Raw genomic sequence first — 24,865 nt, 5'->3', positions numbered from 1 at the left:
GTGTTCAGATTGCTAAATGCTTAAAAAAAAGTTAATATTTTTGTTCTACTGTTAAAAAATGAAACAAAACAGGAGTAATAGCTACGAATAACACAATCAACAATCAAAAAATGAAAACTTTTTATACTTTATGTTTTATTATTTCTGGATTCTTGTGTTCTTTTGGTCAAGATGCTCAAGTGGTTATTGAAAAGAAGAAACTTCAAGCCAAGCGTTTGCAAAGTGATATTAAATTAGACGGAAAATTTGATGAAGAAGCTTGGGTAAATGTTCCCGTTGCAAATCAATTTTTTGGTTTTGAACCCAATAATGGTATGCCAGAACCCGATTCTCTTAAAACAGAAGTGAAAATTCTATACGACGATCACGCTCTATATGTGGCAGCAACTTTATATGATTCACATCCTGATAAAATTTTAAAGGAAATAACAGAACGAGATAATTTTGGAACTTCCGACTTTTTTGGAATTTTTATCAATGGTTTTAATGATGGTCAACAAGAATATAGTTTTTTTGTTAATGCTGCCAACGGTCAAGCCGATTGTGTAAGAACAACTCAAGGTGGTGAAGATTATTCTTGGGATGCCATTTGGATGAGTGAAGCTCGAATTACGAATAATGGTTGGCAAGTTGAAATGAAAATTCCATATGCAGCTATCCGATTTTCAAAAGCAGATAAACAAGTGTGGGGGATTAACTTTTTTAGGGAAGTACGAAGATTGCGTTACAAATATACTTGGAATAAAGTAGATAATAGAATTGGTGCTTTTACACAACAAGCAGGCTTATTAGAAGGAATAGAAAATATTGAAACACCAACACGTTTGTTTTTAATACCTTATGCTTCTTATTATTTAAATAGTTTACCTAATGAAAAAGCACAAGGAACTATAAAAGGTGGAATGGACTTGAAATATGGTTTGTCTGATGCGTTTACTTTGGATGCAGTGTTAATTCCGGATTTTGGACAAACAAAGTTTGATAATAAAATTTTAAATCTAGGTCCGTTTGAACAAGTATTTAACGAGAACAGACCTTTTTTTACAGAAGGTACTGATTTGTTTAATAAAGCGGGATTGTTTTACTCAAGAAGAATTGGTGGCGCTCCATCAACATATCCAGAATTAAGTGAAAATGAAGAAGTAACTGAATATCCATCTAGTGTAAAACTATTGAATGCATTAAAAGTTTCTGGTAGGACAAAAGGCGGATTAGGGGTTGGCGTTTTAAATGCTGTAACTGAAAAAACGGATGTTACGGTTCAAAATTCGCTTACTAACGAATTTAGATCTGTTACTGTTGAGCCAATTGCAAATTATAATATTACCGTATTAGACCAACGTTTTAATCAAAACTCTTCTATTTCATTAGTAAATACTAATGTTACTCGTGATGGCGAATTTCGTGATGCCAATGTTTCTGCTTTGGCTTTTGACTTAAATACGAAAAAAAACACCTATAATGCAAATGGAGCTTTAAAGTATAGTTATGTAAATGAATTTGGAGATTTAGCTAATAAAAAAGGTTTTGTAAGCGAATTGTATCTGGCTGAAACATCAGGTAAAATAAGATACAGTATAGGCGGAAATTATGTTTCAAAAGATTTTGATAACAATGATTTGGGGGTTAATTTTCAAACGAATTATTATTCATTAAGTGGAAATATAAGTTACAGAATTCTTCAACCTACACAAAAAATGAATTCGTTTCGAATGAATTTAAATTGGTATTCACAATTCAATAATGATTCCAATTATTTGCAAGAGCAAAGTTTGAATTTTAACATGAGTGTAACTAATAAAAAAAATCATGCAGCAGGGTTTAATGTTACTGCAAGAATGTTTGATGTGTACGATTACTATGACGCTAGGGTAGAGGGTCGTTATACGGTTTATCCAAAATATTACAATACTTCTGGTTGGATATCAACAAATTACAACAATAAATTTGCTTTTGATATTAATCCTTGGTACGGTTTTGCAGAGCAAAAAGGTTGGTGGTTTTCGGGTGTTTCTATAAGTCCTCGATACCGATTTAGCAATAAATTGATGTTCATTTACAATCTGTCGTACAATGTGGATAAAAACGAATTAGGGTGGATTGATTTAGATGGCGATGAAATTGTATACGCCAGAAGGGATAAACAAACAATTGAGAATGGAATGGAAGGGAAATATTCCATTAATTCAAGAATGAACTTTAAATTGAATCTACGTCATTATTGGTCTTTCGCAGATAACAAATCTACTTACCGACTACTTGAAAATGGAAAAGTGGAAGAATATGTGTATAACGAAAATAAGAATTCTAATTTAAATCTTTGGAATTTTGATTTGTCTTATAGTTGGTGGTTTGCTCCGGGAAGTCAAATGACGATTTTGTATCGAAATAATGCAGCAGATTTTAATAGAACAATTGTCAAAAACTTTTCTAATAATGTAAAAAGTATAATGAATCAGGATATGTTGAATCATGCATTTTCAGTTAGCGTTCGTTATTTTATTGATTATAATCAAGCAAAACATTGGGTAGGTAAATCGTAACTCCTAAAATCTTTTCGTTAATAATATTTTCTTAATTGCATCAAAAAAAATAGTACTTTCGTTGTCAAATAATACAATAATGAATAAGAAAGTTATTTTGATGATTTTAGATGGTTGGGGACATTCTCCTGATCCTAAAGTTTCTGCAATAGATAATGCTAACACTCCTTTTATTGATTCGTTATATGAAAAATATCCTAATGCTGAATTAAGAACAGACGGACTTCATGTGGGTTTACCAGAAGGGCAAATGGGTAATTCTGAAGTAGGACATATGAATTTGGGTGCGGGTAGAATTGTATACCAAGATTTGGCTAAAATTAACCTTGCAGTTCAAAATCATACTATGAGCCAAGAAAAACCTTTGTTAGATGCTTTTGAGTATGCAAAAATTAATGCTAAACCCATTCATTTTTTAGGATTGTTATCAGATGGTGGCGTGCATTCTCACACTTCTCATTTAAGAGGTTTAATTGAGGCAGCGCAGGAAAATGGAGTAACAAATATGTTTGTCCACGCCTTTACTGACGGAAGGGACGTAGATCCAAAATCGGGTAAAAAATACATAGCAGATTTAGAGCACTATCTAGAAGATAAGCCTGCAAAAATAGCTTCGGTTATAGGTCGTTATTATGCAATGGATAGAGATAAACGTTGGGAACGTGTAAAACTGGCGTATGACCTTATCGTTAATGGGAAAGGGGAGCCAACTCATGATTTAATTGCTAGTATTCAATCGAGTTATGATGAAAACATAACGGATGAGTTTATTAAACCGTTAGTAAAAATTGATGCCACAGACAAACCTATTGCTACAATAAATGAAGGAGATGTGGTGGTCTTTTTTAATTTTAGAACAGATAGAGGTCGGGAATTAACAGAAGCACTGTCGCAACAAGATTTTCATGAACAAAATATGCATAAATTGAATTTGTATTATGTAACCATGACTAATTATGATGAAACCTATCAAAATGTACACGTTATTTACGATAAAGATAATATTACAGAAACATTAGGTGAAGTAATTGCCAATGCTGGAAAAAAACAAATTCGAATTGCAGAGACCGAAAAATACCCTCATGTAACATTTTTCTTTTCGGGTGGAAGAGAAGAGCCATTTGAAGGCGAAACTAGAATATTAAAAAATTCACCCAAAGTCGCAACGTATGATTTAAAGCCAGAAATGAGTGCTTTTGAATTAAAAGAGGCTTTAGTGCCAGAAATTGAAAAAGGGGAAGTTGATTTTGTGTGTCTAAATTTTGCAAATGGCGATATGGTTGGTCACACGGGTGTAATGGATGCCGCAATAAAAGCATGTGAAGCGGTAGATGTTTGTGTGAAAGAAATTATTCAAACAGCTTTAGCAAAAGATTATGTTACTATAGTAATTGCAGATCATGGAAATTGTGAAACAATGATTAATCCAGATGGTTCGCCAAATACTGCTCATACAACAAATCCAGTGCCGGTACTATTGGTGAGTAATGAGGCTAATTTAAAAATTAATAATGGGGTGTTAGGTGATATTGCACCAACTATTTTAGATTTAATGGGTATTCAACAACCTAAGGTAATGACGCAACATTCTTTGCTATAATATAGAATAAAAAAGCCTATCAAAAGATAGGCTTTTTTTAAAATTGGCTTCCGCTGTTGATCTCGTCATTTACAGCTCCAATATATTTTAAAATTTCTTCTCTTCCTGTACCATCTGCTGATGAGGTTACAAAATATTGTGGTATTTCTTCCCAATCATTCGCTAATAAATGTTTTTTGTAAGCCGCTACATTTTTTTGCACTTGAGTTTTGCCTAATTTATCTGCTTTTGTAAAAATCATGCAAAACGGAATCCCACTTTCTCCTAAATAATTGATAAACTCCACGTCTATTTTTTGAGGTTCAAGACGGCTGTCAATTAAAACAAATGCACAAACCAATTGCGCTCTAGTTTCAAAATAATCAGTAATGAATTTTTGAAAGGTAGCTTTGGTCGATTTAGAAACTCGTGCATAACCGTATCCAGGTAAATCTACTAAAAACCAATTTTTATTAATTAAAAAATGATTGATTAATTGCGTTTTACCGGGTCTGGCTGAGGTTTTTGCTAAGCTTTTGTGCCCAGTCAACATATTAATTAATGATGATTTTCCAACATTAGATCGACCAATAAATGCGTATTCTGGAATCGGATCTTTTGGACACTTACTGGCATCCGAATTACTGATTACAAACTCTGCGGTATTTACTTTCATTGTCTCTGTTTTAAAAATAAAAAAGCCACTCTAAAGAATGACTTTTAAACTATTATAAATTCTTTTCTTTTAACCAATTATGTAATAATACATTAAACTCATCCGGATGTTCCATCATGGCGGCATGGCCACATTTGTCTATCCAATATAAACTTGAATTAGGTAATAATTTATTGAATTCCTCCGCTACTTCTGGTGGAGTAACTTTATCTTGTTTCCCCCAAATAATACACGTTTGTGTGTGCATTTTAGGTAAATCTTTTGCCATATTATGACGAATGGCACTTTTGGCAATAGTTAATGTTTTTAATAATTTTATTCGATCATTAACTGTAGCAAATACTTCATCTACAATTTCTTTGGTAGCAACTTTAGGGTCATAAAATACGTCTTCGCTTTTCTTTTTAATGTATTCGTAATCACCACGTTTTGGATAGCTTTCACCCATTCCGCTTTCGTATAAACCAGAACTTCCTGTGATAACCAAACCTTTAACTAATTCAGGATATTGTTTTGCAAAATATAATGAAATATGTCCACCTAATGAATTGCCTAATAAAATTACACGCTCAAATTTTTTAAAAATCACAAAGTCTTTTACAAATTTAGCAAAAGCTTTTACATTGGTTTTTAAAATACTTTGTGTATATAAAGGTAGTTCAGGAATAACAACTTTATAACCATTTTTTGGAAAATAAGTGGCTACTCCATCAAAATTACTTAATCCGCCCATTAAACCATGTAAAACAATAATAGGTGTTCCTTCTCCGGCTTCAAAATAAGTGTATTTTTTTTCTGTTTTTAACATAATTCTTTATCGTCTACAATATTTCTATTATAGGCAAATATAAGATTTATTGAAACATATTTACCATATTAAGAAAGAAACTTTTTGCTAAAAAACATATTGTATAACGCTTTAGTTTTCAACAACTTTTGTGTTTATTGGGCAATTTTTGCTGTTTTTATTGTAGTTCAAAAATTAAATAAAAATTCGTAAAGCCCTTGTTTTTTTATGTATTTCACTAATGTAATCTTGTTTGTGGTGGTAAAAGTGGAAAAACTTATTAACAAAGTGGTATTTTGTGGTAGAAAGTGGTAAATAATTTCTAAATTTGTAACATATAAATTTAAATTAAGGTTTGAACTCTTTTTTAGGAACATACGAATGTAAAGCAGATGCAAAAGGCAGATTAATGTTGCCAGCGCCTCTCAAGAAGCAATTGGGCAATCTTGAGGAGGGGTTTGTGTTGAAACGTTCTGTGTTTCAGCCTTGTTTAGAGTTGTATCCAATGCAGGAGTGGAATAAAATGATGCAGAAGATTAATAAGCTCAACCGTTTTGTAAAAAAGAATAACGACTTTATTCGTGCATTTACAGCGGGGGTAAAAATGGTGGAGATTGATGGAACAGGAAGGTTGTTAATACCAAAAGATTTAATTGTGTTTTCAAAAATTGAAAAAGACATTGTGTTGTCTTCTGCAGTAAACATTATAGAAATTTGGGATAAAAACTTGTATGAAACTGCGTTAGACAGCGCAATGATAGATTTTGCTGATTTGGCTGAGGAAGTAATGGGTAATCAAAACGATGACGAAGATGGAAATGGAATATCATAATCCGGTATTGTTGCATGAAACGGTTGATGGTTTAAATATTAAACCCGATGGTGTTTATGTGGATGTGACTTTTGGTGGCGGAGGTCATTCTAAAGAAATTTTAAGACGATTGGGGCCAAATGGAAAATTATTTGCTTTTGATCAAGATGAAGATGCTTTAAGAAATGTTTTAGACGACCAACGATTTACTTTAATTGGTGAAAATTTTAGGTATATCAAACGCTTTTTAAGATTTCATGGAATTAAAAAAGTAGATGGAATTTTGGGAGATTTTGGGGTTTCTTCGCATCAATTTGATGAAGCAGATAGAGGGTTTTCAACTCGATTTGATGCAGCTTTAGATATGCGTATGAATCAAAAAGATGCCTTGTCTGCTTATGAAGTGGTTAATGAATATGAGGAAAAAGAATTAAAACGTGTTTTTGTTGATTTTGGCGAATTAAAAAACGGAGGTGCAATGGCAAATGTCATAGTAAATTATCGCAAAGAAAAGCCAATAAAAAATACAGAACAATTAAAGCAAGTCTTAGCCAAATTTTTACCAGCGCACAAAAGCAATAAAATTTTAGCTCAAATTTATCAAGCGATTCGAATTGAAGTCAATCAAGAAATTGAAGTATTGAAAGAGTTTTTGGAACAAACCGAAGAACTTCTTGATTCAGGCGGAAGAATTAGTTTGATATCGTATCACTCGTTGGAAGATAGATTGGTAAAAAGATTTATTAGAAATGGAATGTTTGAAGGAGAACCAGAGCGCGATTTTTTTGGAAATTTTCAAGTGCCTTTTAAATCGATAGGTAAATTAATAGTTCCATCCGACGAAGAAATTGCAAGAAATAATAGAGCGAGAAGTGCCAAATTAAGAATTGCTGAAAAAATATAATGAGCGGAGAAAATAGCATATACAGTTTGTTAAAAGCAAAGTTTTTAATTGAGGACGATGCTTTAAAAACATGGAAGTTTATATTGTTTTTGTTTACGTTAGCTATGTTGATGATTGCTTTTAATCATAATTATGATGAAAAAAATTATCGAATAACTAAGCTAACAAATGAAGTAAAAGAATTGCGATCAAAATTTGTAGATACTCGGTCGGAATTAATGAAATTAAAAATGGAATCCACCATTTCAAAAAAAATGGAAGCTCGACAGATTTATCCTTCTTCTGTCCCACCAAAAAAAATAGTAATACTTAAACCAAAAGAAAAAAGTTTTATAGAGAAGTTAAAAATATGGGAGTAAAAAAAGAAAATACAAACTCTTATAGATTATTTACAGTAGCAGCAGCTGTGATAATCATTTCTATTGCTGTATCTGTAAAACTATTTAATATTCAGTGGGTTGAAGGTAAGTATTACCGCGAATTAGCCAAACAACGTACGGTTAAAAATTTTGAAATCCCTGCCAATAGAGGAAATATCTATTCTGCTGATGGAAGTTTATTAGCTACTTCGGTTCCAGAATATACCATTCGTTTCGATGCCATTTCGCCATCGGATGAAAATTTTGAAAAATATATCCAATCTTTATCGGACTCTCTCTCTGTATTATTAAACAAACCTTCTGGTTTTTTTCAATCGGAATTACGAAAAGCAAGAGCTACTAAAAACAGGTATTATTTGGTAGCTAAAAAATTGAGTTTTACAGATTATATGAAAGTAAAAGGTTTTCCACTATTTAAATTGGGACCTTTTAAAGGGGGGATTATAACAGAACAAGAAACGGTGCGAAAATTACCTGTGGGTTCTATCGCTGCGCGAACCATTGGTTATAATACGGTCATTGCAAAAAAAGGTTTAGAATATACGTTCTCTGAATATATTAGTGGTAAAAGTGGTCATAGAATGATGCAAAAAATTGCAAAAAATCAATGGAAACCAATTCATGATACCAATGAACTAGAACCACAAGATGGTTATGATATTTATTCCACAATTGATGTTTATATTCAAGATATTGCCCATCATGCCTTGTTAAAACAATTGCAATATTACAATGCGGATCACGGTTGTGTTGTAGTTATGGAAACTAAAACGGGAGAGGTTAAAGCTATTGCTAATTTAGGAAAAGTTAGAGATAGTGTGTACTCTGAAATCTATAATTATGCGGTGGCTGAATCTCATGAACCAGGATCAACTTTTAAGTTAATTGATCTAATTGCTTTGTTGGATGATAAAAAAATTGATACTAGTAAAGTATATGATTCAAATGGAGGAGTAATTACCATACATAATAGAAAAGTAAAAGATTCGCATACAGGTGGATACGGTAAAATATCATTAGCACGTGGATTTGAAGTTTCTTCTAATACAGTTTTAGTACAAGCCGTTTATCAAAATTATAAAAACAATCCAAGTGAATTTGTTAACAGAATTAATAGTTACGGATTAAATAAACCATTAGGAATTCAGTTAAAAGGAGAAGGGACGCCTGTAATTCCGCAACCTGGAGCTTCAAATTGGTATGGAACAACTTTACCATGGATGGCATTTGGGTATGGAGTATCAATTACACCGTTACAAACATTAGCCTTATATAATGCTGTAGCAAATAATGGTAAAATGATAAAACCCATTTTTGTAAAGGAAATTAAAGAATGGAATAAAAGCATTAAAAAATTTGAAACTGAAGTAATTAATCCTAAGATATGTTCTGATGAAACCTTGAAAAAGGTAAAAGAAGTTTTAGGTAATGTAGTAAAGAGAGGTACAGGAAAGAGTTTGTATTCAAAAGACTTTTCAATGGCAGGAAAAACAGGAACAGCTCAAGTAGATTATCATAAAGGCGATGGAAAAATGTATTATGCTTCTTCTTTTGTGGGATATTTTCCGGCAGACCAACCTAAATATTCTTGTATTGTAGTTGTGCATAAACCAAATGTAGCAGCTGGTTATTATGGTGCAGATGTTGCTGGACCAGTATTCAAAAGAATTGCTCAAAAAATATTTACCGATGTGCCTTCTACCAATAAGTTTAAAACGGTTAAGATAAAAAGCCAAAAACAAGAAGTTAATTACGCAGAATATTACAAAAAATCACAAGGGAACACCAATACAATTCCAAATGTAAAAGGAATGGCTGGAATGGATGCCGTGTCATTGTTAGAAAATATGGGATTAAAAGTAAAAATTAAGGGAATTGGAAAAGTGAAGTCTCAATCAATAGAACCGGGTACTGGTTTCAAAAAAAATCAAGTCATCACATTAGAATTGTCTTAATAAACAAGGATGAAAATGAAAAAATTAAAAGATATTTTATACAAAGTTCATATTGAAGCAGTTCATGGTTCAACCGATGTGAATGTAAAGAAAATTGAATTTGATTCAAGAAAAGTGACAAAAAATGATGTTTTTGTTGCTATTAAAGGAACGCTTTCAGACGGACATGAATATATTGATAAAGCAATTTCTTTAGGTGCAAAAGCAATTATATGTGAAGCTTTTCCAGCAGCATTTGTTGAAGGAATCACTTATGTACAAGTCGAAAGTTCTAATCAGGCGTTGTCTTTTTTAGCGGCCAATTTTTATGATAATCCTTCTCAAAAATTAAAGTTAGTTGGGGTAACCGGAACTAATGGAAAAACAACCATTGCTTCTTTGTTGTATCAAATGTTTAAAAAAGCAGGATATAAAGTAGGCTTGCTGTCAACAGTAAAAATTATGGTTGACACCAATGAACACAAAGCTACACATACTACGCCAGATTCTTTAACTATTAATCATTATTTAAATGAAATGGTTGAAGTAGGGTGCGAATTTTGTTTTATGGAAGTGAGTTCTCATGGAATTCACCAAAAAAGAACGGAATCCTTGCATTTTGAAGGTGGTGTGTTTACTAATTTATCTCACGATCATTTAGACTATCATAACACGTTCGCAGAATACAGAGATGTAAAAAAATCTTTCTTCGATCAATTGCCTAAAACCGCTTTTGCCTTGACCAATGTTGATGATAAAAATGGAGTGGTAATGTTACAAAATACAGCTGCAAGAAAACGTACCTATGCCTTAAAAACTTATGCAGAATACAAAGCACAAATACTTGAAAACCAACTTTCAGGTTTGTTGTTGAAAGTGAATAATGAAGAAGTTTGGGTAAAATTAATTGGATCGTTTAATGCTTATAATGTATTGGCTATTTATGGTGTTGCAGTAGAATTAGGTATTGAAAGTCAAGAAGCGCTTCGTTTGTTGTCGGAGTTGGAAAGTGTTTCGGGTAGATTTCAATACTTTATTTCCGATTCAAATGTAACGGTAATTATTGATTATGCGCATACGCCAGATGCATTGGAAAATGTGTTGAACACAATTGCCGACATCCGAACCAAAAATGAACAGTTAATCACTGTTGTAGGTTGTGGTGGAGATCGTGATAAAACCAAGAGACCCATTATGGCAAACTGTGCTTCTTCTTTAAGTGATAAAGCCATTTTTACTTCTGATAATCCAAGAACAGAAGATCCTCAAGTGATTTTAGAAGAAATGGAAGCTGGGGTGGAAGCTCAAAATTTTAAAAAAACAATTTCAATTTTAGATCGCAAACAAGCAATAAAAACAGCATGTCAAATGGCACATTCGGGCGATATTATTTTAATTGCCGGAAAAGGTCATGAAACCTATCAAGAAATTAATGGGGTTCGACATGATTTTGATGATATGCAAATTGCTAAAGAGTTAATGCGTCAATTAGGAAAATAAAACAAACCAAATTAAACTATAAACCCAAAGTAATTATGTTGTACTATATTTTTAAATACTTAGATCAAACCTTCGATTTTCCTGGAGCGGGAGTGTTTCAGTATATTACTTTTCGATCAGGATTGGCTATTATTTTATCGTTGTTAATATCAACAATTTATGGTAAAAAAATAATCAATTTCCTTAGAAAGCAACAAGTTGGTGAAACAGTACGTGAATTAGGCCTAGAAGGACAAGTTCAAAAAGCAGGTACCCCAACAATGGGTGGAATTATCATTATTTTATCTACATTAATTCCGGTTTTATTACTTGCCAAATTAGACAACATTTATATTATTTTGTTATTGATAACCACAGTTTGGATGGGGTTAATTGGTTTTTTGGATGATTATATTAAAGTATTCAAAAAAGATAAAGAAGGATTAAAAGGTATTTTTAAGGTAATAGGCCAAGTTGGTTTGGGTTTAATTGTTGGAACAGTACTGTATTTTCATCCAAGTGTTACCATTAAAGAGGATGTTACGGTGACTAAACAAGGTATTCATAGTGTTATCAAATCTACTTCACCCGAAATTAAATCAACCGAAACAACAATCCCGTTTTTAAAAGATAATACGTTTGATTATGCCGAAATTTTATCTTTCATGGGAGATGGTTATGAAAATTATGCGTGGTTGATTTTTATTCCAATGGTGATTTTTATCATTACTGCTGTTTCTAATGGAGCGAATTTAACGGATGGAATTGATGGTTTAGCCGCTGGTACTTCTGCGATTTCAGTATTGACATTAGGAATTTTTGCTTTCATTTCTGGGAATATTATTTTCTCTAATTATTTGAATATCATGTATATTCCAAATTCGGGGGAAATGACCGTTTATATTTCTGCATTCGTAGGTGCTTTAATTGGTTTCTTGTGGTATAATACGTATCCGGCTACCGTATTTATGGGGGATACGGGGAGTTTAACAATTGGTGGAATCATCGCAGTAATTGCTATAGCCGTGCGAAAAGAATTAATGATTCCTGTTTTGTGTGGAATTTTCCTAGCAGAGAATTTATCAGTGGTTTTACAAGTCAGCTATTTTAAATATACTAAAAAGAAATTCGGAGAAGGAAGACGTATTTTCTTGATGTCTCCTTTACACCATCATTACCAAAAGAAAGGCTATCATGAGAGTAAGATAGTAACCCGTTTTTGGATTGTTGCAATTCTATTGGCTATTTTCTCACTTGTTTCATTAAAACTAAGATAATATGCGATTAGTAGTTTTAGGAGGAGGAGAAAGCGGCGTAGGTACTGCTATTCTCGGTAAGAAAAAAGGATACGATGTTTTTGTGTCTGACTTTGGAAAAATTAAAGAAAATTACAAGGAAGTGTTGTCCATCAATCAAATTCCTTGGGAAGAAAAACAACATACTGAAGATTTAATTCTAAATGCGGATGTGGTCATGAAAAGCCCAGGTATTCCAGATAAATCACCCATTGTAAAACAATTAAGAGAAAAAGGAATTTCGGTTATTTCTGAAATTGAATTTGCAGCGCCGTTTACAGATGCAATTACAATTGGAATTACAGGAAGTAATGGTAAAACGACGACTACGCTTTTAACTTACCATTTGTTAAAACAAGGCGGATTGAATGTTGGCTTAGCAGGAAATATTGGTAAAAGTTTTGCTTGGCAAGTGGCCGAAAATAAACATGAAGCGTATGTGCTTGAATTGAGTAGTTTTCAATTGGACGGCATCATAAATTATAAGCCTCATATTGCCGTAATCACTAACATTAGTCCGGATCATTTGGATCGATATAATTATGATTATAGTTTGTATATCGCTTCAAAATTTAGAATTACCATGAACCAGACAGAAAACGATTTTTTAATTGTGGATGCTGATGATGAAGCAATTGGGCACTGGTTAAAAAATAATTCAACAAAAGCACAAATTATTCCTTTCTCTGTAGCTAAAGAGTTGGAATTTGGAGGAAGTATCGACAAAGATAACAATATAAATATCAACCTAAACCAAGATAATTTTACTATGGCAATTAATAAATTGGCACTTGAAGGAAAACATAACGTTAAAAACGCTATGGCGGCTACAACAATAGCTCAATTAATGAAAATCAGAAAAGAAACGATAAGAGAAAGTTTAACTAATTTTCAAGGAGCAGAACATAGATTGGAAAAAGTATTGAAAATTCAAAATGTGCAATATATAAACGATTCAAAGGCAACTAATGTGAATGCAACTTTCTTTGCTCTTGATAGTATGACCACTCCAACGGTTTGGATTGTAGGCGGTGTGGATAAAGGAAATGATTATGATGAATTAATGCCCTTGGTTAGAGAAAAAGTAAAAGGTATTGTTTGTTTAGGAGTAGATAACAAAAAATTGGTGGAAAAATTTGAAAATGTAGTTGAAGTTTTAGTGGAAACCACTTCTATGGAAGAAGCAGTGAAAATTGCGAATAAAATAGCAGAAAAAGGCGATACGGTTTTATTGTCACCTGCTTGTGCAAGTTTTGATTTATTTGAAAATTACGAAGATAGAGGACGTCAGTTTAAATTAGCGGTTCAAAAATTATAGTTGAGCATATACAATGGAAAAGTTACAATTTCTTAGAGGAGACAAAACGATTTGGGCCATGATATTCTTATTGGCTATTGCCTCGTTTTTACCTGTATATAGTGCCAGTACAAATTTGGTCTATACTATAGGTAAAGGTTCTACTTTAGGGTATCTGCTTAAACATTTTGTTCATTTAGGAATTGGACTTTGTATTGCTTGGGTAGTGCATAAAATGCATTATGAAAAATTTAAAAAATTTGCTGTATTGGGTTTGCCAGTAGTGGTTGGTTTATTGGCTTATACGTTATTGCAAGGAAAAACAATTGGCGGAGCAAACGCCAGTCGATGGATTGAAATTCCGTTTATAGGAATGTCTTTTCAAACGTCTACTTTTGCCTTCATAGTGTTAATGGTATATGTGGCAAGAACGCTGGCCAAGATTAAAGACACGGAGTATACTTTTCAGGAATCTTTTATTAAATTATGGATTCCTGTTGGGGCAGTTTTGATATTTATATTGCCTTCAAACTTTTCAACTACGGCGCTTATTTTTGCCATGGTTTGTATGCTGGTTTTTGTTGGGCATTATCCTTTAAAATATTTAGGCTATATTTTTGCTATGGCTGTAGCAGGCTTGCTGCTTTTCTTTTTATTAGCAAAAGCATTTCCGACGAATAAATTGTTTAGTCGTGTGAATACTTGGGTGAGTCGTATCGAAAATTTTACAACTGAAAAACCTGATGAAGACGATTACCAAATTGAGAAATCAAAAATTGCAATTGCATCCGGTAAAATATACGGTTTAGGTCCAGGGAAAAGTGTGCAGAAAAACTTTTTACCTCAATCTTCTTCCGATTTTATTTATGCTATTATTGTAGAAGAATATGGATTATTAGGTGGATTTAGTTTAATTTTTATCTATCTGATTTTGTTTTTTAGGTTTTTAATTCGTTCAAATAAAGCGCCAAGTTTGTTTGGTCGATTGCTGATTGTTGGTCTGGGTTTTCCAATTATTTTTCAAGCCTTCATAAATATGGGTGTTGCTGTAGAATTGTTACCAGTTACTGGTCAGCCTTTACCCTTAATCAGTAGTGGAGGAACTTCAATATGGATGACATGCTTGTCTTTAGGAATTATTTTAAGTGTAACGAAAAAGGATGATGAGATTGCTGCCGACTTAAAAGAGCAACAACAAAGAGAAGAAGCCTTACAACGATTAATTGAAAAAGAAGTTGCAGTGATGAATGAGGAAGAGTTTAATGAAGAGGCAAATGCGAATCAAGAGAAAATAAATGAAATGAAGTATTCAATTAGGGAATCTTTAAAAGAAGAGATGAATGCAGAAGGCGATAGTTTGGTGAATGGGCAAAACCCTATGAATGCCGTATTAAATAAAAAATAATGAAAAAACCAAGATTTATCATAAGTGGAGGAGGTACAGGCGGACATATTTATCCTGCAGTTGCCATTGCAAACGAATTGAAAGCACAATTCCCTGATGCTGAATTTTTATTTGTGGGTGCACAGGATAAAATGGAAATGCAAAAAGTACCACAAGCAGGGTATTCTATTGAGGGTCTTTGGATTGCAGGTTTGCAAAGAAAATTGACTTTTCAGAATGCGTTATTTCCTGTAAAATTGGCATCTAGTTTGCTTAAGTCTTTTCGAATTGTGAAAAGATTTAAACCAGATGTAGTTATTGGAACAGGTGGGTTTGCCAGTGGGGCAGTGTTAAAAGTTGCCTCTATGTTAGGGATTCCAACAGTAATTCAAGAGCAAAATTCGTTTCCTGGAATTACAAATAAGTTATTGGCTAAAAAAGCAAATAAAATATGTGTAGCCTATGAAAATTTAGAACGTTTTTTTCCAAAAGAGAAAATGATGTTGACGGGAAATCCTGTTCGACAAGATTTAATTGAAGTAGGTACAAAAAAAGCAGAAGCACTAACTTATTTTAATCTAGTTGCATCTAAAAAAACGTTGTTGGTTTTAGGAGGAAGTTTGGGGGCTAGAAGAATAAATCAATTAATTGAGAAAGAATTGGATTTTCTTTTGAGTCAAAACATTCAAATCATATGGCAATGTGGGAAATTGTATTTTAATGATTATGAAAAATACAATTCTAGAGAAAACGTTCAAGTTTTAGCTTTTATTGATAGAATGGATTTGGTGTATGCAGCGGCAGATGTTGTAATTTCAAGATCGGGAGCGTCATCAGTGTCGGAATTATGTATTGTAGGTAAACCAACTATTTTTATTCCTTCACCTAATGTGGCAGAAGATCATCAAACAAAAAATGCAAAAGCTATTGTGGATAAAAATGGCGCCTTGTTAATTAAGGAAAGTGATTTAGAGGGGCAATTTGAAACGGTTTTTTCAGATTTGATTTCGAATGCAGCCAAACAAATTGAATTGAGTCAAAATATTAAAAAATTGGCCTTGCCTAATGCAACAAAAACAATAGTTGAAGAAATTAAAAAATTGATTAAATAATAGTTCAAGAGCAAGTTCAATTTTAAGAGCAGGCTCAATAAAAAAAAGTAAATAACAAAAGTTTAAAATTGATTTTGGACTTATAATTGAATTTGAAAAATGAATTTAAATCAAATACAGAACGTTTATTTTATCGGAATCGGAGGAATCGGAATGAGTGCATTAGCGCGCTATTTTCAATTCATCGGAAAAAATGTGGCTGGATATGATAAAACAGAAACACAATTAACCGATGAATTAATTGAAAATGGTATGCAAATCCATTTTCAAGACGATTGTACTTTGATTGATGAAATCTATAAAAATCCGGAAAACACTTTGGTTGTTGTAACACCGGCTGTACCTAAAGATCACACGGAATGGAATTACTTTTTATCCAATGGATTTACGGTAAAAAAACGTGCAGAAGTTTTAGGGATTATTACGAAAGATACGTTTTGTTTTGCAGTTGCAGGAACCCACGGTAAAACCACGACGTCGAGTATTTTAGGACATATTTTGTTTCAAAGTGGTGTGGATGTTACTGCTTTTTTAGGTGGAATTGTAGAGAATTATAATTCTAACTTAATTGGTTCAGGTAAAACGGTAACCGTAGTTGAAGCCGATGAGTTCGATCGTTCATTTTTGCATTTACATCCCAATTTGTCTTGTATAACTTCAATGGATGCGGATCATCTTGATATTTATGGCGATGCAGCAGCGATAGAAGCTACATTTAGAGAATTTGCAGAAAAAGTACCGGCGAAAGATTTGTTTGTTGTGAAAGGCTTGCCTTTAGAAGGGAATACTGTAGCGGTTACTGTTGGGGCTGATTATATTGCACAAAATATCCGAATTGAAAATGGATTTTATGTATTTGATGTAAAGACACCATCGGAAACAATTGAAAATATAAAGTTTGGATTACCAGGTCATCATAATTTAACCAATGCATTATTAGCTTTAGCAATGGCAAAATCGTATGGTGTTGAAAATGAAAAAATTAGTAATGCTTTAGCAAGTTTCAAAGGGGTTCGTCGTCGTTTTTCATTCCAAATTAGAGAAGAAAAATTAGTTTATATTGATGATTATGCACATCATCCAACGGAAATTAATGCCGTACATCAAGCGGTAAGAGAATTGTATCCTAATAAAAAAATTGTAGCTGCTTTTCAACCGCATTTGTTTAGTAGAACAAAAGATTTTATCGATGGATTTGCGCAAAGTTTGTCTCAATTCGATGAAATAGTTTTGTTAGAAATATACCCTGCTAGAGAATTGCCAATGGAAGGGGTTAATTCAGCTTGGTTGTTGGGTAAAATTGAAAATTCTAAAAAGCAATTGTTAACAAAAAATGAGTTGATGGATTATTTCAAAAATTCAGATGCAGAGGTGTTTGTTACAATAGGTGCTGGGGATATAGGAGAGATGGTTAAAGACATAAAAAAGCTTTTAAATGAAAAGGTTTAAGTGGCAAAATATTCGCCTTTTGTTGATGGTTTTTGTGATGGTGTTTTTGTACTCCTTCGCAATTAACCGTAATGAAAAGCGAAAAATAACTAAAATTGAAGTTGAATTTCAGGGGGATAACAAAATGTTTTTAACACATGAGATGGTTAATAACTTGTTAATACAAAATTTAAAACATGCTTCTACAATTGAAAAAGAACAAGTAGATTTGAAAGATTTGGAAAGTGTGTTGGAAAACCATCCATTTATTGATGATGCAGAAGTTTTTACTTCTGAAGACGGAATGTTAATAACTAAAGTAAAGCAAAAGTCCCCAATTGCTCGAATTGTTAACAATAACCGAAATTTTTATGTAGATAAAAACGGAAGCGTTTTTGAATTGTCTAATGTGTATTCTGCGCGAGTGCCTCTTGTGAAAGGAATCATTAAAGATGAATTTAAAAAGGGTTTTGTTGGTACATTGAACGAAATAAATAAAGATGATTTTTTGAAGAAAAATATTATTGCAATTGAAATCTTAAAAGATGGCGGTCTGAAAATGTTGACCCGAGAACATGATTTTGAAATTCTGTTTGGAAAACCAATCTTGATAGAAAAAAAGTTCAAAAATTACAAAGCATTTTATCAATTTGCTTCAAGAGATACACTTTTAGACAAATACAAATCAATAAATTTAATGTTCACACAACAAGTTGTGTGTGCTAAGTAAAAGAATAGGAATATGAATAAAGAAAGTATTGCAGTAGGATTAGATATTGGTACAACAAAAATTGTAGCCATGATCGGCAAGAAAAATGAGTATGGTAAGTTAGAAATTCTAGGTGTTGGTAAATCTAAAAGTTTAGGTGTGCACCGTGGAGTGGTTAACAACATTACTCAAACAATTCAATCTATTCAACAAGCAGTTGCCGAAGCAGAAAATAATTCGGGCTATAAAATCAACGATGTAGTAGTTGGAATTGCTGGGCAACACATAAGAAGTATTCAACACCATGATTACATCATTAGAAAAAATGCAGATGAAGTAATCGGGGATTATGATATTGAACAATTAACTTCTCAGGTGCAGAATTTAGCCATGTTACCTGGTGAAGAAATTATACACGCATTGCCGCAGGAGTTCAAAATTGATGGTCAAGCCGAAATTAAAGAGCCGGTGGGAATGTATGGAGGAAGAGTAGAATCAAGCTTTCATATTGTGGTTGGACAAGCGGCATCTATTCGTAATTTAGGAAGATGTGTAAAAAGCGCTGGTCTTGAATTAACAGGCTTAACGTTAGAGCCATTAGCGTCTTCAGATGCAGTATTGAGTCAAGAAGAAAAAGAAGCTGGAGTAGCACTTATCGATATAGGTGGGGGTACAACAGATTTAGCTATTTTTAAAGATGGAATCATCCGTCATACTGCGGTAATTCCTTTTGGAGGGAATGTAATTACGGATGATATCAAAGAAGGTTGTTCAATCATTGAAAAACAAGCGGAATTATTAAAAACACGTTTTGGTTCTGCTTGGCCAGGTGAAAATAAAGACAATGAAATTGTTTCAATTCCTGGATTGAGAGGACGTGAACCGAAAGAAATTTCTTTGAAAAACTTGTCTAAAATTATCCATGCAAGAGTCGTAGAAATTGTAGAACAAGTTTATGCTGAAATTAAGCAATATGGTCACGAAGAACCAAAGAAAAAATTAATTGCTGGTATCGTTTTAACAGGGGGTGGTTCTCAATTAAAACACATTAAGCAATTAGTGGAATACATCACAGGAATGGATACTAGAATTGGTTATCCAAACGAGCATTTAGCGGGTAATTCAGACGAAGAATTGTCTAGTCCTCTGTATGCAACATCTGTCGGATTGGTAATGGAAAGTTTACGTAATAACTTAAACAGTGCCACTCCATTCGTAGAAATGAAGCGAGAAGAACCAATTGTGGTAACTCCACCAGTTGTACCTCACTACGAAGAACCTATTAAAAATGAAGTGGAAGATGTAGTAGTGCAACCAAAAGAAACTCAGGTGAAACAAGAAAAAGCAGAGCCTGAAACTCCTAAAAGAAGATATGATTTTAATAATCTTTTAGGTAAAATAAAAGAATTTTTAGATAACGCAGAGTAATTTATAACTATAAAAAAAACCAAATATATGGAGAGCAACAACGAATTTGGAAACATTATGTTTGATTTGCCTAAAAACCAATCAAATGTAATCAAAGTTATAGGAGTAGGTGGTGGTGGTAGTAATGCCATTAATCACATGTTTAGACAAGGAATTATTGGTGTAGATTTCGTGGTTTGTAATACGGATTCTCAGGCATTACAAAGTAGTCCTGTGCCTAATAAAATTCAATTAGGTGTAAGCTTAACAGAAGGTTTAGGAGCAGGTGCAAAACCAGAAGTTGGACATCAAGCTGCCTTGGAAAGCATTGAAGAAATTGAAAAAATGTTGGATGCTAATACTAAAATGGTTTTCATTACTGCTGGAATGGGTGGTGGAACAGGAACAGGTGCAGCTCCAGTAATTGCTCAATTAGCAAAAGAAAGAGGTATATTAACCGTAGGTATTGTTACTATTCCATTCCAATTTGAAGGAAAAGTAAGGATAGAACAAGCCATGCAAGGTGTTGAACGCTTGAGAAAACAGGTTGACTCATTAATTGTTATTAACAATAATAAGTTAAGAGAAATTTATGGAAATTTAGGTTTCAAATCTGGTTTTGCTAAAGCAGATGAAGTGTTAGCTACTGCATCAAAAGGTATTGCAGAAGTTATTACAAAACACCTAACATTAAATATCGATTTAAAAGATGCTGAAACAGTATTGAGAGAAAGCGGTACAGCTATTATGGGTTCTGCAACTGCATCGGGTCCAGATAGAGCGCGTGTAGCTATCGAAACAGCATTAGACTCTCCATTATTAAATGATAATAAAATTGCAGGTGCTAAAAATGTATTGTTGCTTATCACTTTTGGTACAAATGAAATTACATTTGATGAAATGAACGAGATTAATGAGTATATTCAATCAGAAGCAGGGTATAATGCAAACATCATTATGGGTGCTGGTGAAGATGAAAATATCTCAGATGCTGATGCAATCAATGTAACGGTTATTGCAACGGGTTTTAATACAGATCAACAAATCGAAATTGTTAATGCTGAACCAAAAAAGATTATACATACTTTAGAAGGTGAACAAAAAGTAGTTCATAATTTAACACCACAAGCTGTTGCTCCAGCGGTGTCTGTTAATGAACCAATTTCTCAGCCAGTAAATCCTGAAGCAAATTTTGATCAGCTAGAGGTAAAAGAAGAAAGAGTTGTTTTTGATTTAAATACTTTTGAGGTTGAAAAACCACAGGCAATTCAAGAACCTGTTTCCGATTTAATTCCAACTACTGATTATATCAAAAATTTGGATGTTTTTTTTGAAATCGTTTCCCCAATTGCTGAACAACCTAAACCTGTTTTTGAACAAACAGTAGCTCCAATTGCTTCACCAGTAGTTGAAACTATTCAGCCAATTACGCAAGAGTTTGAAATAATCTCTTCACAAGTTAGAGAAATTGAAGTGGTTGAACCAGAGTTTGTTGTAGCTAAAGATGAATTTAATTTTTCTTTAGATTTATTTGAAACAAAAGCTGAAGCACCAACACAAAACACTATTGTTTTTGACTTGTCAAATGAAGTGAAAGAAATGAAAGTGAATGAGCCAGTACAAGTAATGCCTGTTACTGAAATGAATCAAAATGGCGTTATTCGATATACTTTAGAAGAGGAAATTGATGTAGTAGCTAAACCAGTAGCAGAAGTTCAACCAGTAATTGAACCAATAGAAGAAGAATTAAATTTTACTGTAAGACAAACAGCAGTTGCTGATTCGAATGTGAATTTTGAAGCATCGCCTTTAGAAATGTCAATTGAAGATACACTAAGAGCAAGAGCTGAAGAAAGAAAAAGAAAATTAAAAGATTTTAATTATAAATTCAACAATCCAGGACGTATTGATGAGTTAGAGAAAGAACCAGCTTTTAAACGTCAAGGATTAGATGTAACCAGTATTCCTAATCAAAATAATCAATCAAGATTATCATTAGGTCTAGATAGTAATGACGATGTTCAATTACGTTCTAATAATTCGTTCTTACATGATAATGTAGATTAATTTCAAAAAAATATTTCTTAAGAATTCCCGTTTGGTTATCAAAACTAGACGGGTTTTTTATTATTTTCGCATACAGAAAAAAAAGGGTTTTAAACACTAATACAAAATATAATGAGTTTAGAAAAAAATATCATGGATCATATGAAAGAAGCCATGAAAGCAAAAGATACCGTTGCATTAGAAGCTTTAAGAGCAATAAAATCGGCTATTATTTTAGCTAAAACAGAAGCAGGTGCAGGCGATGAATTATCTGCAGATGACGAAATTAAAATGTTACAACGTTTAGTTAAACAAAGAAAAGATAGTGCTGCAATTTATAATGAACAAGGACGTGCTGACTTAGCAGAGCCTGAATTAGCACAAGTTGCAGTGATTGAAAAATTCTTACCCGCTCAATTATCAGAAGCAGAAGTTGAAGCTGTAGTGGCTAAAATTATTGCCGCTAATGGATTTGCAGGTATGGGGGCTATGGGTCAAGTAATGGGCTTAGCTTCTAAAGAATTAGCAGGACAAACAGATGGAAAAACGATTTCAACGATTGTTAAAAAACTTTTAGCATAAATTGAAAAATAAAAATAGAAAAGTGAGAAGTATAATACTAAACATATCGCTTTTCTATTTTTATAAAAAACTATACAAGGCTTCGTAGCTCAATTGGATAGAGCACTGGATTTCGGCTCCAGCGGTTGGGGGTTCGACTCCCTTCGAAGTCACAAATTTAATTATATGAAAGAGCAAACCATTGCAGAAAAATATGAATTAGTATTTGCAGATTATATTGGAATGGTTTTGTGTAGCTTACCTTTATTTTTAATGGTAGGATATTTTGGATTTTATGTTTTTGAAATAATTTATCTGAGAAAATATAAAAAGCCATTATTTGTTTTTGCTCATACTTCAACAAGAAAGATGAGCCCAATTCATCAAAAAATTCTATATGATCATTTTTCCTACTACAGAAAATTAAAACCTAAATATAAAAGCTATTTTAATCATCGGGTTTATACATTTATAGATAAAATAAAGTTTGAAAGTCTTTCGTTAGTCATTACAGATGAAATGAAACTATTGATTGCAGGAACTCATGTTATGCTAACTTTTGGCTTACGCGATTATTTAAATCCACTTTTTAAGACTATTTATATTCATCCTGATATTTATTTCTCTGAAGATACTCAGGAGTACCATAAAGGAGAATTCAACCCCAAATTAAATGCTATAATATTTTCTTGGAAGCATTTTTATGAAGGAATCCATATAAAAAATGATAATTTGAATTTAGGACTTCATGAATTTACACATGCATTACATATTAAAGCCTTAAAAAGTGATAAAACGAATAATGTGTTATTTAGAGAATCACTAGAGAATATTTTTAGAGCGCTTGCTAATACTAAATTAAAAGACAAATTAATTGATTCTGGTATAATTAGAGATTATGCTTTTGAAAATCAATTTGAGTTTGTTGCAGTATTATTAGAACATTTTTTTGAATCTCCAGAAGATTTAAAAACAAATTTTCCTTATATCTATACTAAAATTAGTCACATGATTAATTATAATGAAAAGTATTTCGCGTAAAACTACTAAAGTAGAAAGTTTAAGTCGATTTTTCTGTGTAACTATCAACAAAAAAGAATACCATCAATATTCTATGATTAGTATACTCTAAATACTGCATCATGAAAGATAGTTTTAACATCGGGAAATAAGTTATGTAGAACCGAAAAGATACAAATTATACACCCGAAAATACATACTTATTACAACTTGATAATTTTATTTTGATGATAAAAGTCATTATTAATCATTTAAAATTGTTGTAGCTTTATAGTACTTTAAAAATAAGTAGTTATGAAACAACAAGTTCCCGTTTCAACGATAATGACGACAAGTATCATTAAGTTGAATATTACAGATACGTTAACTAAAGCTGAAACTTTATTTAAAAAGAATCATATCCGACATATTCCCGTAGTGAATAGTAATAAAATTGTAGGTATGTTGAGCTACACAGATTTGCTGCGAATTTCCTTTGCTGATGCTGTGGATGAAGATGATACTATTATAGATTCAACTGTTTATAATATGTTTAGTGTAGAACAAGTTATGAGTAAAAATTTGATTTCTGTGTCTCCTGAGACTACAATTAAAGAAGCTGCAGAAATTTTGGCAACACGAGAATTTCATGCTTTACCCGTTTGTAAAGGAGATTTGTTAGTGGGTATTGTGACAACAACTGATTTAATTAAATATTTATTAGAGCAATATTAAATTATCTTTCAATTTTAGTAAAATAAGATAACAATTCTTCAGATTTTTCAGGTGAGACAGGAATTTCTTGTTTGTTTTTAAGGATTATTGTTCCTCCATCTGATTTACTATAACATTCAATAAATGTTGTATTTACGATGTATGATTTATGACATCTGAAGAATTGTTTGTAATCTTTCAATGTGTCTTCAAAGTTTTTTAGAATTCTACTCGTTATGTGTTTTTTCCCGTTCTCTAAGAAGATCTGTGTGTAATTACTGTCTGCTTTTAGATACATAATTTCTTCAGATGAGATTAGTTGTAAATTATTGCCGTCGGGAATAGCAATTTTTGTCTCTTTTGTCAAACTTTCATTTAGTAAAACTAATTGCTCATATTGCTGTATCTTATTTTTTTGCTTGTAACGCTCTATGGTTTCTTTTAATTCTTCTGGATCAATTGGTTTTAATAAATAATCTAAAGCAGCGGTTTTGAAAGCTTGAATTGCATATTGATTGTAAGCCGTTGTGAAAACAATAGAAAATTCGATTTCATTTTTACCAAAAAAGTTGACAATTTCCAATCCATTGTACTTTGGCATTTCAATATCTAAAAATACTAAATCAGGTTTATTTTTTCTAATAGCAATTACACCTGATGGCAAATCATCACAAACGGCTACTACATTTATTTCAGGAGCTACTTGTTCTAGTACACCTTGTAAATATATTTGAGCTCTTTTTTCGTCTTCTATGATAATGGCTTTCATCTGTTTAAAATATTTAAATTTAAGGAAAATGTATTGCCCATTTTGTTCGTT

The 24,865-nt window shown here is 32.4% G+C and carries 21 protein-coding genes and 1 tRNA gene; 19 read left to right on the top strand and 3 right to left on the bottom strand.

Annotated elements, in window-relative coordinates:
- The first annotated feature begins 110 nt into the window (after window positions 1-110).
- Window positions 111-2,543 (top strand): DUF5916 domain-containing protein, encoded by a 2,433-nt coding sequence (locus KQS_RS11505; RefSeq protein WP_014389355.1) that lies wholly within the window; start codon window positions 111-113, stop codon window positions 2,541-2,543.
- 79 nt (window positions 2,544-2,622) lie between these two features.
- Window positions 2,623-4,143 (top strand): 2,3-bisphosphoglycerate-independent phosphoglycerate mutase, encoded by a 1,521-nt coding sequence (gene gpmI / locus KQS_RS11500; RefSeq protein ID WP_014389354.1) that lies wholly within the window; start codon window positions 2,623-2,625, stop codon window positions 4,141-4,143.
- A gap of 37 nt (window positions 4,144-4,180) precedes the next feature.
- Here the strand turns inward: gpmI and yihA are convergent, their stop codons facing one another.
- Together yihA and KQS_RS11490 are read right to left on the bottom strand one after the other, a co-directional pair.
- Entirely contained in the window at window positions 4,181-4,798 is a 618-nt protein-coding gene (gene yihA / locus KQS_RS11495) for a ribosome biogenesis GTP-binding protein YihA/YsxC (RefSeq protein ID WP_014389353.1), read from the bottom strand.
- Window positions 4,799-4,850: 52 nt separating this feature from the next.
- Window positions 4,851-5,606, bottom strand: a complete 756-nt coding sequence (locus KQS_RS11490; protein WP_014389352.1) for an alpha/beta fold hydrolase — start codon at window positions 5,604-5,606, stop codon at window positions 4,851-4,853.
- 334 nt (window positions 5,607-5,940) lie between these two features.
- Here KQS_RS11490 and mraZ point away from each other — a divergent pair, with 334 nt between their 5' ends.
- From mraZ to KQS_RS11405, 17 genes are all read left to right on the top strand, one after another.
- Window positions 5,941-6,417: a division/cell wall cluster transcriptional repressor MraZ gene (gene mraZ, locus KQS_RS11485; protein WP_014389351.1), complete on the top strand. Its 477-nt coding sequence runs from the start codon at window positions 5,941-5,943 to the stop codon at window positions 6,415-6,417.
- Window positions 6,404-7,300, top strand: a complete 897-nt coding sequence (gene rsmH / locus KQS_RS11480) for a 16S rRNA (cytosine(1402)-N(4))-methyltransferase RsmH (protein WP_041252308.1) — start codon at window positions 6,404-6,406, stop codon at window positions 7,298-7,300. The genes mraZ and rsmH overlap by 14 nt, the downstream gene beginning before the upstream one ends.
- Window positions 7,300-7,659, top strand: coding sequence for an FtsL-like putative cell division protein (locus KQS_RS11475; RefSeq protein ID WP_014389349.1), 360 nt, complete (start codon window positions 7,300-7,302; stop codon window positions 7,657-7,659). The genes rsmH and KQS_RS11475 overlap by 1 nt, the downstream gene beginning before the upstream one ends.
- A complete protein-coding gene (locus KQS_RS11470) occupies window positions 7,650-9,635 on the top strand; it encodes a penicillin-binding protein (protein WP_014389348.1) in 1,986 nt (661 codons plus the stop codon). The genes KQS_RS11475 and KQS_RS11470 overlap by 10 nt, the downstream gene beginning before the upstream one ends.
- A 15-nt stretch (window positions 9,636-9,650) precedes the next feature.
- Window positions 9,651-11,114 carry a UDP-N-acetylmuramoyl-L-alanyl-D-glutamate--2,6-diaminopimelate ligase gene (locus KQS_RS11465; protein ID WP_041252307.1) on the top strand — a complete coding sequence of 488 codons (1,464 nt, stop codon included), beginning with the start codon at window positions 9,651-9,653 and terminating at the stop codon, window positions 11,112-11,114.
- A gap of 35 nt (window positions 11,115-11,149) precedes the next feature.
- Entirely contained in the window at window positions 11,150-12,370 is a 1,221-nt protein-coding gene (mraY, locus tag KQS_RS11460) for a phospho-N-acetylmuramoyl-pentapeptide-transferase (protein WP_014389346.1), read from the top strand.
- Between the two features lies 1 nt (window position 12,371).
- Window positions 12,372-13,706 (top strand): UDP-N-acetylmuramoyl-L-alanine--D-glutamate ligase, encoded by a 1,335-nt coding sequence (gene murD / locus KQS_RS11455; RefSeq protein ID WP_014389345.1) that lies wholly within the window; start codon window positions 12,372-12,374, stop codon window positions 13,704-13,706.
- 13 nt (window positions 13,707-13,719) lie between these two features.
- On the top strand, window positions 13,720-15,090 hold the full coding sequence (locus tag KQS_RS11450) for an FtsW/RodA/SpoVE family cell cycle protein (protein ID WP_014389344.1): 1,371 nt from the start codon (window positions 13,720-13,722) through the stop codon (window positions 15,088-15,090).
- On the top strand, window positions 15,090-16,181 hold the full coding sequence (gene murG / locus KQS_RS11445; RefSeq protein WP_014389343.1) for an undecaprenyldiphospho-muramoylpentapeptide beta-N-acetylglucosaminyltransferase: 1,092 nt from the start codon (window positions 15,090-15,092) through the stop codon (window positions 16,179-16,181). The genes KQS_RS11450 and murG overlap by 1 nt, the downstream gene beginning before the upstream one ends.
- Window positions 16,182-16,280: 99 nt before the next feature.
- Window positions 16,281-17,630, top strand: a complete 1,350-nt coding sequence (gene murC / locus KQS_RS11440; RefSeq protein ID WP_014389342.1) for a UDP-N-acetylmuramate--L-alanine ligase — start codon at window positions 16,281-16,283, stop codon at window positions 17,628-17,630.
- Entirely contained in the window at window positions 17,617-18,339 is a 723-nt protein-coding gene (locus KQS_RS11435; RefSeq protein WP_014389341.1) for a cell division protein FtsQ/DivIB, read from the top strand. The genes murC and KQS_RS11435 overlap by 14 nt, the downstream gene beginning before the upstream one ends.
- A gap of 12 nt (window positions 18,340-18,351) precedes the next feature.
- Entirely contained in the window at window positions 18,352-19,746 is a 1,395-nt protein-coding gene (ftsA, locus tag KQS_RS11430) for a cell division protein FtsA (RefSeq protein WP_014389340.1), read from the top strand.
- Window positions 19,747-19,773: 27 nt separating this feature from the next.
- A complete protein-coding gene (gene ftsZ / locus KQS_RS11425; RefSeq protein ID WP_014389339.1) occupies window positions 19,774-21,792 on the top strand; it encodes a cell division protein FtsZ in 2,019 nt (672 codons plus the stop codon).
- A gap of 111 nt (window positions 21,793-21,903) precedes the next feature.
- Window positions 21,904-22,353, top strand: coding sequence for a GatB/YqeY domain-containing protein (locus KQS_RS11420; protein ID WP_014389338.1), 450 nt, complete (start codon window positions 21,904-21,906; stop codon window positions 22,351-22,353).
- 78 nt (window positions 22,354-22,431) lie between these two features.
- Window positions 22,432-22,505: transfer RNA gene (locus tag KQS_RS11415), tRNA-Arg, on the top strand.
- 13 nt (window positions 22,506-22,518) lie between these two features.
- Entirely contained in the window at window positions 22,519-23,373 is an 855-nt protein-coding gene (locus KQS_RS11410) for a zinc-dependent peptidase (RefSeq protein WP_014389337.1), read from the top strand.
- A 273-nt stretch (window positions 23,374-23,646) separates the two neighbouring features.
- Entirely contained in the window at window positions 23,647-24,066 is a 420-nt protein-coding gene (locus KQS_RS11405; protein WP_014389336.1) for a CBS domain-containing protein, read from the top strand.
- Window position 24,067: 1 nt separating this feature from the next.
- Here the strand turns inward: KQS_RS11405 and KQS_RS11400 are convergent, their stop codons facing one another.
- A complete protein-coding gene (locus KQS_RS11400; RefSeq protein WP_014389335.1) occupies window positions 24,068-24,814 on the bottom strand; it encodes a LytR/AlgR family response regulator transcription factor in 747 nt (248 codons plus the stop codon).
- Window positions 24,815-24,865: the final 51 nt, after the last annotated feature.

The sequence above is a fragment of the Flavobacterium indicum GPTSA100-9 = DSM 17447 genome (genome assembly GCF_000455605.1).
GTDB lineage: Bacteria > Bacteroidota > Bacteroidia > Flavobacteriales > Flavobacteriaceae > Flavobacterium > Flavobacterium indicum.
Note: the sequence above shows the minus strand (reverse complement) of the source record. Positions and strands in the feature narration are given on the sequence as shown.

What these genes read in the sequence shown, in the direction of transcription:
- murD (WP_014389345.1), top strand. Translation starts at nt 12,372, where the DNA reads ATGCGATTAGTAGTTTTAGGAGGAGGAGAAAGCGGCGTAGGTACTGCT.
- KQS_RS11490 (WP_014389352.1), bottom strand. Translation starts at nt 5,606, where the DNA reads ATGTTAAAAACAGAAAAAAAATACACTTATTTTGAAGCCGGAGAAGGA.
- gpmI (WP_014389354.1), top strand. Translation starts at nt 2,623, where the DNA reads ATGAATAAGAAAGTTATTTTGATGATTTTAGATGGTTGGGGACATTCT.
- KQS_RS11465 (WP_041252307.1), top strand. Translation starts at nt 9,651, where the DNA reads ATGAAAAAATTAAAAGATATTTTATACAAAGTTCATATTGAAGCAGTT.
- KQS_RS11410 (WP_014389337.1), top strand. Translation starts at nt 22,519, where the DNA reads ATGAAAGAGCAAACCATTGCAGAAAAATATGAATTAGTATTTGCAGAT.
- ftsZ (WP_014389339.1), top strand. Translation starts at nt 19,774, where the DNA reads ATGGAGAGCAACAACGAATTTGGAAACATTATGTTTGATTTGCCTAAA.
- murG (WP_014389343.1), top strand. Translation starts at nt 15,090, where the DNA reads ATGAAAAAACCAAGATTTATCATAAGTGGAGGAGGTACAGGCGGACAT.
- murC (WP_014389342.1), top strand. Translation starts at nt 16,281, where the DNA reads ATGAATTTAAATCAAATACAGAACGTTTATTTTATCGGAATCGGAGGA.
- KQS_RS11420 (WP_014389338.1), top strand. Translation starts at nt 21,904, where the DNA reads ATGAGTTTAGAAAAAAATATCATGGATCATATGAAAGAAGCCATGAAA.
- KQS_RS11400 (WP_014389335.1), bottom strand. Translation starts at nt 24,814, where the DNA reads ATGAAAGCCATTATCATAGAAGACGAAAAAAGAGCTCAAATATATTTA.
- mraY (WP_014389346.1), top strand. Translation starts at nt 11,150, where the DNA reads ATGTTGTACTATATTTTTAAATACTTAGATCAAACCTTCGATTTTCCT.
- KQS_RS11450 (WP_014389344.1), top strand. Translation starts at nt 13,720, where the DNA reads ATGGAAAAGTTACAATTTCTTAGAGGAGACAAAACGATTTGGGCCATG.
- ftsA (WP_014389340.1), top strand. Translation starts at nt 18,352, where the DNA reads ATGAATAAAGAAAGTATTGCAGTAGGATTAGATATTGGTACAACAAAA.
- KQS_RS11475 (WP_014389349.1), top strand. Translation starts at nt 7,300, where the DNA reads ATGAGCGGAGAAAATAGCATATACAGTTTGTTAAAAGCAAAGTTTTTA.
- KQS_RS11470 (WP_014389348.1), top strand. Translation starts at nt 7,650, where the DNA reads ATGGGAGTAAAAAAAGAAAATACAAACTCTTATAGATTATTTACAGTA.
- KQS_RS11405 (WP_014389336.1), top strand. Translation starts at nt 23,647, where the DNA reads ATGAAACAACAAGTTCCCGTTTCAACGATAATGACGACAAGTATCATT.
- rsmH (WP_041252308.1), top strand. Translation starts at nt 6,404, where the DNA reads ATGGAATATCATAATCCGGTATTGTTGCATGAAACGGTTGATGGTTTA.
- KQS_RS11435 (WP_014389341.1), top strand. Translation starts at nt 17,617, where the DNA reads ATGAAAAGGTTTAAGTGGCAAAATATTCGCCTTTTGTTGATGGTTTTT.
- KQS_RS11505 (WP_014389355.1), top strand. Translation starts at nt 111, where the DNA reads ATGAAAACTTTTTATACTTTATGTTTTATTATTTCTGGATTCTTGTGT.
- yihA (WP_014389353.1), bottom strand. Translation starts at nt 4,798, where the DNA reads ATGAAAGTAAATACCGCAGAGTTTGTAATCAGTAATTCGGATGCCAGT.